Source organism: Marinobacter sp. UBA2498, from assembly GCF_002341575.1.
Taxonomy (GTDB): domain Bacteria; phylum Pseudomonadota; class Gammaproteobacteria; order Pseudomonadales; family Oleiphilaceae; genus Marinobacter; species Marinobacter manganoxydans.
Genome location: NZ_DDOI01000047.1, coordinates 50,034 through 58,601, shown reverse-complemented (window position 1 = coordinate 58,601; position 8,568 = coordinate 50,034). Strand labels below are relative to the sequence as shown.

Sequence of the window (8,568 nt, the reverse complement as noted above, 5' to 3'; positions counted from 1 at the left end):
AGGAGAAGCAGGACGCGGTTCAGCAGAAGGCCGCCAAAGCCAGGGCCGAAAAAGAGCGTATCGAGGAGCGGGAACGGGAACTGGCGGGCCTCAGCCGGAGTGTTGGCACGGTAGAGCACCGGTTCCCGCATCTGAAAGCGGTGGAAGCGGAACAGCCTTTGGACATTGAGCAGGTGTCTGTGGCGGCGTTTGATGACCTTCAAACCCAGCTGGACGACCTGGAGGAGCGCCGTCGCAGTATCCTCGACCACCTTCGTCAGTTCGTGTATCTGGGCATCCACGACGACACCGAAGGCGAATTGCAGAAAGACAGCCCCGCGTCATCGGCTATCCGGGAAACGTTCAAAGGTCTCTCAGATCTGTTTGCCGGCATGGCAGAGCGCTGGAATGTGCTTGAGCAGCAGGTGGGCATCCACAATGAAACCGTGGCCAGCTACCGGCAGGCCCTGAAATCCAACCACGAGCACATTGCCCGTTTCGAGGCGCAACTGAACCGTGAGCTCGAAGGGGTGCGCATCAACGATCTGGTGGAAATCCGCGTGGATATTCATACCGATCCGAAATTCCGCAATCTGGTGGAAGAAGCGAACAACATCGACCCCTATGGCAACCAGCTGCAGTCGGACGCGTTTTATGACCGTTTGCGGGTGTTCGTGGCGGACTTTTTCGGGGAGGGCGGCAGCAAGCGCCTGACCATGGACAAGGTGATCACCGGCATTTCCTACAGAACCCGGAAGGAAAACGCCACAAGCCTCGACAAGAAGGGCCAGTCCACCTCCACCACGGCCCTGATCAATCTGGAACTGGTGTACCGGCTGCTGAAACGGGTGTTGTACCCGGGCGTTCAATTGTCGTTCCCCATGGTGCTGGATGAGCTGGCCAGCGTGGACATCAGCCAGATGCCCTCGCTGCTGGAGCGGTTACGCAAGCAGGGCTTCAACCTGTTCTCTGCCGCCACTCATAGCGCCAGCGCGGAAGTGATTTACCTGATCGGCCGACACCTGGAAGTAGGGCAGATGCGCACCGCGAAGCCTTACAGCCCGCAACGTACCCTGGTGTTCTGGGGTGGAGCGGAGGGCTTTACCAACGGCGAGGCCATGAGCCACTGGGCTGATCAGACCCAGGCTAGCCTGATGGAGCAGGTGGATGAGTAAACGGTTCAGCACCCTGGATACCACCCGGCTGCTGTTCGAGCACCCGAAGATCCTGTTCCGGATGATCGAACGGATGGACCGGAACGAAGCCCGGTATATCCGTGAGAGCGATCTGGTGGCCGAGGTGATGGACTATACCCGCACCCTTGGCAACGCCGACCGGGATCGGGTGCGTTTTGCGCTGAATACCGACAATCTGTTCCGCAGCGGCCTGGTGATCGACATCATCAAGGCCGAAGGTGAGCGGCGCCTGGTGTTTCAGGATGCCCTGATCAACCTGATGCGTGCCTGCAACGCGTCGCTGTACCAGGAACTGACGGATGCTCGGCTTCGCGGCCATCTTGTAACCCTTCGGGACGTGCGCAATCGGCTCGAGACCAGCTCTTTCAGCGACGCCGATCCGGACTACACCGAACTGAGGGATGATCTGAACGAGCGGGTGAGCCAGCTCATCGGTTTGCTGCGCCAGAATGTCCTGCGCATGCAGACCATCAGTGCGCAGCTTGCGGATCTCTCCGGCGACGCCAGCCGGGCGCCCCAGAAATTCCTTGAGTTCCGCCAGAACCTGTTTGAGCAGATCGTTACCCTGTACGAGCGCCACATCAAGCCGACCCTGGTGTTTTTGAACCCGGATACGCGGCTGCCGGATGGCAGCAACCTGTTCGAAACCCTGGAAGCGATGGTGCGGTTGCTGGAAAATCACGGCGATCACAGCCTGGCAGATCAGTTGTTCCGTTCCTCCATTAGTTTGAACGCCCTGTACAAACCCATTCAGGCGGTGGCCCAGGAGGTGGAGCACTTCCTGCGCAAGACGCGCCAGGGCATGGTCCAGTACAACGCCATGGAGCATTTCTACGGCAAGCTGCAGGAACTCAAGGGGGAAACCGAGACCCTCAGCCTGAAACGAAAATGGCTGGAAGGTGGAGACTTTGCCCGCAGCACCGGTTTTCTGATCGGCCTTCGGGCCCAGCAACGACCGAAACACTACGCCTTCGGTGAATCGTCCAGCTACTACCAGCTGTTGTTCAGCGAACTGGAGCTGCGCCTGAACGACCTCCGACGCAAGGCTGAAGTGCCGGTTCTGCAGCAAGTGGATGGCAGTGGTCGCCATACCCGGATTGATGTCCAGCGCATCAACCAGCTGTATCAATGGCTGGAAACCCTGGAGCTGCGGCCAACAACCGATCTGGTACGTGAGCTTCACGGGCGCCTGGACGGGTTTATCCCCGGCTATCGCTTCCCGGACCTGCTGGCGGCGTTGAACCGGCTGGTAAACTCGCCCCCCGAGGGCTTGCAGGTGGTGACTACCAATCGCTTCCGAATCCTCGATCAGTCATCCGACAGTGAACAGTTTGTCTACCGAAAGCGTCGCCTGGAGCAACAGAATGTCTGAATTTGAAGAAATCCTCCCGGCCCACAGCGCCGCAATCTACCGGGAATTCCAGGCCGGCCGGGTGATTGTGCGTGATGTGTGGGACGGCAACCGCTCCGAGTTGCGTGCCAATCCGCTCTACAACCTGCTTTATAACCATCTGTCCCATTTCCGGACCTTCTATGAGCACCTGGGCAGTGAGCTGGTGTTCAACGAAACCGGCGCGTTTTTCTTTCTCAAGGAAAGCAGCGAAGAGGAGAACGAAGAGCACGATGAGAACGCCTTCCGGGTGCAGGTAATCCTGCTGCTGATCGGGCGTTATTTCGCACGCAGCGGTCGGGATCTTGAATACCTTGGCCGGCCCGATGCCGGGTTGAATGAGCAAGACCTCTCTTCCCTGGCTAGCGATGAGGAATATCAGGAAATTCTGCGTGCAGCCCGTTTTGAAAAGGGCGTGCCGGAAGCGCTGGATTACCTGGAAAAACGCCATCTGCTGTTTCGCGCGGGTGCGGGGCGCTGTTTCCTGAGTTCGGCGGGGCTGTATTTTCTGCAGGAGCTGGTTCGGGAGTTTGAACAAGGGTAGTGTTTTCCTGATCAGAAGCTGGTCAGGAATTCTTCAACTTTGTTTGCCGGCATGGGCTTGGCATAGAGAAAACCCTGAGCGAGATCACAACCCAGTTCGGTGACCAATTGGGCCTGTTCATCCGTCTCAACACCTTCGACCAGCACGCTTAGGCCCAGGCTGTGGCCAACGGTAACCATTGCCTCCATGATGGCCATATCGGCGCTGTTCTGCATCGCATGTTGCAGAAAGCTCCTGTCGATTTTTATTCCGCAAACCGGGAGTTTTCGGAGATAGACAAGAGAGGAGTGTCCGGTACCGAAGTCATCAATCGAAATGTGCACACCCGCCTGTTTCAGTTTTTCCAGTTGTTTTGTCTGGCTTTCATCGGTGCCGAAAACCTCGTTCTCAGTCAGCTCCACCCCAAGCTGGTTAGGCTGAAGATTGTAACGTTCCACTGTTTCGAGAATATGGCTCGCAAGGTGTGGATTGGTGAGCTGTCGTCCCGACAGGTTGATATCAACCCGCAGGTTTTTCAGAGGGGTATCCTGCCATGCGTCGAGCTGCTTGCAGGCTGCTTCGATTACCCATTCGCCTATCCGGTTGATGAGGCCAGACTTTTCAGCCACGGGAATGAAAATGGCTGGTGAAACTGCCCGGGATTGACCGTGAAAACAACGAAGAAGCGCCTCGCAGGAGTCGCATGTGCGATCCGCGAGGCTGATCTGGGGCTGGAAAAACAATTCGAGGCCATCGTTATTCAAGGCGTCTCTGAGCAGGTTGGTGATTTCCTGATAACTGACCAGCCTGTCATTGATATCCGGGGTGTAGAAGCACACGCCGTTCTTGCCGGTTTCTTTGGCCTGATACATGGCGGCGTCTGCATTGCCCATCAGCTCAGCCACGGTGGTTCCGTTGTGCGGAAAAAGGCTCACGCCAAAGCTGGCGGTAACCTGGTAGCAGTCGCCTTCCAGATGAACTCTGTGTTCCAGAGCGTCTATCAACCGACAAACAAGTTCATGAATACCTTCAGGGCCTTCGAAATCGAAGATCAGCAAGACAAACTCGTCTCCGCCAAAGCGGCTCAACAGGTCTCCGCCTCGAAGTTCGCCCCTCAGGGTTTCGGCCACCGCTTTCAGGAGACTGTCACCATGATGGTGGCCACGGGTATCGTTGATGATTTTGAAATTGTCCAGATCGATAAAAACGACCGCTAATTCCTGTTGCAGGCGATCAGCCTCATCCAGTCGGCTCGACAACTCGGCTTCCATGAAATGCCGGTTGGGTAATCCCGTCAGGTCGTCAAAACTCGCGCGCCGATAAAGCTCGTCTCTGGCTTGTTTCTGCTCTTCGAGGCTTATGTCGATGCAGAACATCTCACAGGCCCCGCTTTCCTGTTTGATCATCACATGGCTTGAGTAAACGGGAACCAGATGTCCTTCTTTGTGTTTCAGTTCAAGTTCGTCGGAGGGAATGCTGATGTTTTTTTCAAGCCAATTGCGGTGCGCGTCGATCACAGCGTTGCGCATGTGATCGGGGATGATCAGGTCCTCCAATAACTGTCCGAGCGCTTCCTCGTGCGAATAGCCATAAAGGCGTGTGCTTGCCTCGTTCCAATATATTACCCGCCGGTACCTGTCATAGCCCTGGACAGCCACCATGGGCAGACTTTCTATCAGTTCGTAAAACCTGTTTTCACTGTCTTCGGTAGCCGATCGAATTCCCTGTCTCATATCCATTGCGGGTCAGCATCCTTTTGGTTAGCGATGAACGCACCGCAAAGCGATGATGCAATAAAGTGAGAATAGTTCGGGATCCCGGGGTTATCTAGTTGATTTACTGATCGGTAGGGCGGTGCTGTCTTTAGAGCGGCGTTGCAGTCTGCTCTGCGGTTTCCTGCTCCAGCTCTTGCTCCAGCCTGGCGATACAGCGATCGAATGCCCGGCTGATCCTGGTCTGGTCCTTGATCATGGCAAGCCGTGGCCATGTGGCCTGTTCACCGAGATTGATATACATCTCGAGATCTTCAGGGGTCGGGTTGGAGAGGACCTTTCGGTAAAGGGACGCCCTGGGCGGGAAATGGATGTTGATGTCCCCGAGGTATTGCTGACTGGTCATGGCGTAGGCCTGCTCGATGAGTGGCCGTGGCTTCTGCTGGGTGCGGGTGGGGGAGACGGAGATATTCAGAGTTCGGCCACTGTGCTCATAGGCTTCCTTGAAACTGACGTTGCCCAGATTGTGGTGGAGATGCTCCTGAAGTTGGCGCGGATCCATGGCATGGCCCGCCCTCAAGCCTTCCGTGACGCCGAGCCAGCGGAACGCATTCAGGTGAATCCGTTCCGGATGGTTAAAGAACTCTGCCAGTTCCTTGTCGTTCCGTGTGCAGATGGCACCCGGCACGATGGCACCCATGCTGGAGCCTGCCATGACATCCGGCAGCAGATCCTGTCGCCAGAGCGCCCGGGTAACACCGATATGGTAAATACCAAAGGCCGCACCCCCGCTGAGCATCAGGGCTGGCCGACCATAGACCCGCTCGGCGTCCTGAAACATCTTCAGTTTTCGGGCGGTTGTCACCTCCGGAATAGGGTGGTCGCAAATGAATTCCATGGACGTCTCGACGGCATCCAGGAATTCACCCACCAATCGGTTGGTGCCGCTGCGCGCCACCGTGTACAGGTCGGGATTGGATAATTCGCCCAGGTGACGGTATAGGCTCTCCTGAAGTATCCGGATCAGTCGCCGTGTGTCGCCATTCTGCCGGCAATGGTCCATGAGGCCCATGTGCTTGCGCATCAGGCTTTCATGCAGCATCCCGGTCTCTTCCTGCTCGCGCCAGGCCAGCAGCCCGTCCAGGTCATCGAGCGCGGTAGCGGCCTCGCACCACTGCTCGTAGTCGTGGGCCTGTTCCAGTTGCTGCTGGAGCTGTTTGCGGGTCTTCGAGGCGTGTTTCATGGCTTTTACCTTAACCCATACGGCCCAAGCTGTGCAGAGGCCGGTTTCCTGGCTCCGGGTTATTTGCTATGTTTAGGCCCGTGGGTTGGGTTTTATTACCAATCAGACATGTCTGCGGGAGAGACTGAATCCCTTGCGATCAGCGCCGAAGGAGCAACTGCCCCGGAAACTCTCAGGCAAAAGGACCGCTGACATGAATACTTTCCGAAGAGCTGTCGACAATCGCGTCAGTCGGCACACCGAAGGAGCAAACGACCGTTTTCGTTAAAACGGCTCGTGAATCTCTCAGGTCCCGTGACGGAAGGGGTGCTTTCTGCCATTTCGAGCAGGGAGGAAACCCTTGGCGCTCACGGAGATTGGAATGAAGCGAATCGCAGTAATTGGCGGTGGTATCACTGGTATTACCACGGCCTACACCCTTGCCAAGCGCGGGCTTGACGTTACGGTTTACGAGAAGCATCGCTATGCGGCGATGGAAACCTCCTTCGCCAACGGTGGACAGCTCTCTGCTTCCAACGCAGAGGTCTGGAACAACTGGCAGACCGTGATGAAGGGCATCAAGTGGATGTCCCGCCGGGATGCGCCACTGCTGGTCAATCCCAAGCCGTCCTGGCACAAGCTGAGCTGGTTCGCCGAGTTCATTGCCGCCATTCCCCAGTATGAAAAGAACACCACGGAAACTGCACGCCTGGCCATTGCTGCCCGTGACCACCTGTTTGCCTGGGCGCAGGAAGAAGGCATCGATTTCGACCTGAAGAAGCAGGGTATCCTGCACATCTACCGGGACAAGGCCGGGTTTGATCACGCTGAAAAAGTATCGCGCCTGCTGGCGGCTGGTGGCCTTGAGCGCCGGTCGGTGACCCCGGAGGAAATGAAATCCATCGAGCCGACCCTGGCCGGCAACTATTACGGCGGGTTTTTCACAGAGAGTGACTCCACCGGTGATATTCACAAGTTCACCAATGGACTGGCGGATGCCATCAAGCGGCTGGGCGTAAAAACCTGTTACGGCCACACGGTGACCGAGCTGAGCGCCGATGAGCGCAATGCCTGGGTGACCGCTCACGATGGCACCGAACAGTCCCGGGACACATTTGACGGCGTGGTGATCTGTGCCGGCGTCGGCAGTCGCGGACTCGCGAAAAAGCTGGGTGACCGGGTGAATATCTATCCGGTTAAGGGTTACTCAATTACCGTGGAGCTGGACGACGAAGCCTCGCAAAAGGCGGCACCGACCGTGAGTTTGCTCGACGATGCCACCAAGATCGTCACCAGTCGCCTGGGCGATGGCCGTTTCCGGGTTGCCGGTACCGCCGAGTTCAGCGGTTACAACCGCGATATCAAGGACGACCGCATCCGCCCGCTCACCCGTTGGGTTGAGCAGTGCTTTCCCGGAGTCTGTACTCGCAAGGTAGTGCCCTGGGCCGGCTTGCGGCCAATGCTGCCGAACATGATGCCAAGGGTTGGGCCAGGTCGCCTGCCGACCGTGTTCTACAACACCGGTCACGGTCACCTGGGCTGGACGCTCTCTGCGATTACCGCTGAGTTGGTCGCTGAGAGCGTTACCGGGGATAGCCGGTAATCTCGCGGATTTTCCGGTACAGGGGTTGAAGCTGAGGGTACATCTTCAGATAAACCTCGGAATACAGCCGCTGGTAAAGAGCCCGGGTTTCTTCGTTGGGATGAAAAACGTCGCCAACCCGGGTCATCTTCGCCACGGCGGTGTCGAAATCCGGATGCAGCCCTAGCCCGACAGCGGCATCAATGGCGGCGCCGAGCCCGGAGGTCTCATAGGTGTGAGGCCTCTCGGCCGGCAGCCCGAGCACATCGGCGGTGAGTTGCATCGCCGCATCGCTCTGTGAGCCACCGCCGGCCACTCGCAATTTCCTGATCTTCACGCCGCTTCGCTTCTCGATTTTTTCCTTTCCTTCCCTGAGCGCGTAGGCCAGACCTTCGAGGATGGCGCGATAAATGTGGGAACGGGTGTGAACGTCCCCGAACCCGATGATCGAGCCTTTCGCTTCCGGCCCCGGCTGGCGCACGCCGGGTGACCAGTAGGGCTGAAGCATCAGGCCCATGGATCCTGGTGGCACTGCCTTGACCAGTTCATCGAACAGCGCTTCCGGCTCGATACCTCGTTCCTCGGCCAGTTTCTGTTCTCTCAGCCCGAACTCCCGCTTGAACCAGCTCACCATCCAGAAACCCCGGTAGATCATGACCTCCGTCGAGTAATGGCCGGGCAACGCAGACGGATAGGGCGGCATCAGCCGGATCGGTTCGACGTAACGCTGGCTGGTGGTGTTGATGGTGGCAGTGGTGCCATAGCTCATACAGCCGATATCGGGTGTCAGCCCGCCGGAGCCGAGAATTTCGCAGGCCTTGTCGGAAGCTGCGGCGATTACTGGGAGGCTTTTTGCCAGGCCCAGGTGCTTGCAGGCTTCGTCGGTCAAATGGCCCAGTGTTTCGCCGGGTGCAACCAGCTCAGGCAGCATGGAAGGCTCGACTGGCATCGTCTGCCATTTGAA

Annotated in this window: 6 protein-coding genes, 1 pseudogene and 1 riboswitch; of the genes and pseudogenes, 4 read left to right on the top strand and 3 right to left on the bottom strand. The window is 57.5% G+C overall.

The genetic code is table 11. The annotated features are described in order from the left end of the window. The 3 genes and pseudogenes from B2W52_RS05630 to B2W52_RS05620 form a co-directional block, all read left to right on the top strand. Positions 1-1,154: pseudogene (locus B2W52_RS05630) on the top strand (hypothetical protein); the annotation flags it as partial. Beyond that, a complete protein-coding gene (locus B2W52_RS05625; RefSeq protein WP_008171211.1) occupies positions 1,147-2,547 on the top strand; it encodes a hypothetical protein in 1,401 nt (466 codons plus the stop codon). The pseudogene B2W52_RS05630 and the gene B2W52_RS05625, both read left to right, overlap by 8 nt. Beyond that, complete coding sequence (locus tag B2W52_RS05620; RefSeq protein ID WP_092032662.1) at positions 2,540-3,109, top strand: condensin complex protein MksE; 570 nt, start codon at positions 2,540-2,542, stop codon at positions 3,107-3,109. The genes B2W52_RS05625 and B2W52_RS05620 overlap by 8 nt, the downstream gene beginning before the upstream one ends. 11 nt (positions 3,110-3,120) lie before the next feature. Here the strand turns inward: B2W52_RS05620 and B2W52_RS05615 are convergent, their stop codons facing one another. Further along, positions 3,121-4,827 carry a putative bifunctional diguanylate cyclase/phosphodiesterase gene (locus tag B2W52_RS05615; RefSeq protein WP_273069378.1) on the bottom strand — a complete coding sequence of 569 codons (1,707 nt, stop codon included), beginning with the start codon at positions 4,825-4,827 and terminating at the stop codon, positions 3,121-3,123. Between the two features lie 124 nt (positions 4,828-4,951). Next, positions 4,952-6,043 (bottom strand): DUF3336 domain-containing protein, encoded by a 1,092-nt coding sequence (locus B2W52_RS05610; protein ID WP_273018447.1) that lies wholly within the window; start codon positions 6,041-6,043, stop codon positions 4,952-4,954. 105 nt (positions 6,044-6,148) lie between these two features. Continuing rightward, a riboswitch (glycine riboswitch) is annotated at positions 6,149-6,241 on the top strand. Positions 6,242-6,404: 163 nt separating this feature from the next. On the opposite strand from B2W52_RS05610, the gene B2W52_RS05605 reads away from it, so the two are divergent. Then, complete coding sequence (locus tag B2W52_RS05605) at positions 6,405-7,625, top strand: D-amino acid dehydrogenase (protein ID WP_008171203.1); 1,221 nt, start codon at positions 6,405-6,407, stop codon at positions 7,623-7,625. On the opposite strand, the gene B2W52_RS05600 is transcribed toward B2W52_RS05605, so the two are convergent. Beyond that, a partial coding sequence (locus tag B2W52_RS05600; protein WP_286801822.1) for an FGGY-family carbohydrate kinase occupies positions 7,606-8,568 on the bottom strand: 963 nt, incomplete at its 5' end. The two genes, B2W52_RS05605 and B2W52_RS05600, sit on opposite strands and share 20 nt — an antisense overlap.

Bases quoted from the DNA above. Each gene is read 5' to 3' on its own strand.
- B2W52_RS05625 (WP_008171211.1), top strand. From the start codon at position 1,147: ATGAGTAAACGGTTCAGCACCCTGGATACCACCCGGCTGCTGTTCGAG.
- B2W52_RS05620 (WP_092032662.1), top strand. From the start codon at position 2,540: ATGTCTGAATTTGAAGAAATCCTCCCGGCCCACAGCGCCGCAATCTAC.
- B2W52_RS05615 (WP_273069378.1), bottom strand. From the start codon at position 4,827: ATGGATATGAGACAGGGAATTCGATCGGCTACCGAAGACAGTGAAAAC.
- B2W52_RS05610 (WP_273018447.1), bottom strand. From the start codon at position 6,043: ATGAAACACGCCTCGAAGACCCGCAAACAGCTCCAGCAGCAACTGGAA.
- B2W52_RS05605 (WP_008171203.1), top strand. From the start codon at position 6,405: ATGAAGCGAATCGCAGTAATTGGCGGTGGTATCACTGGTATTACCACG.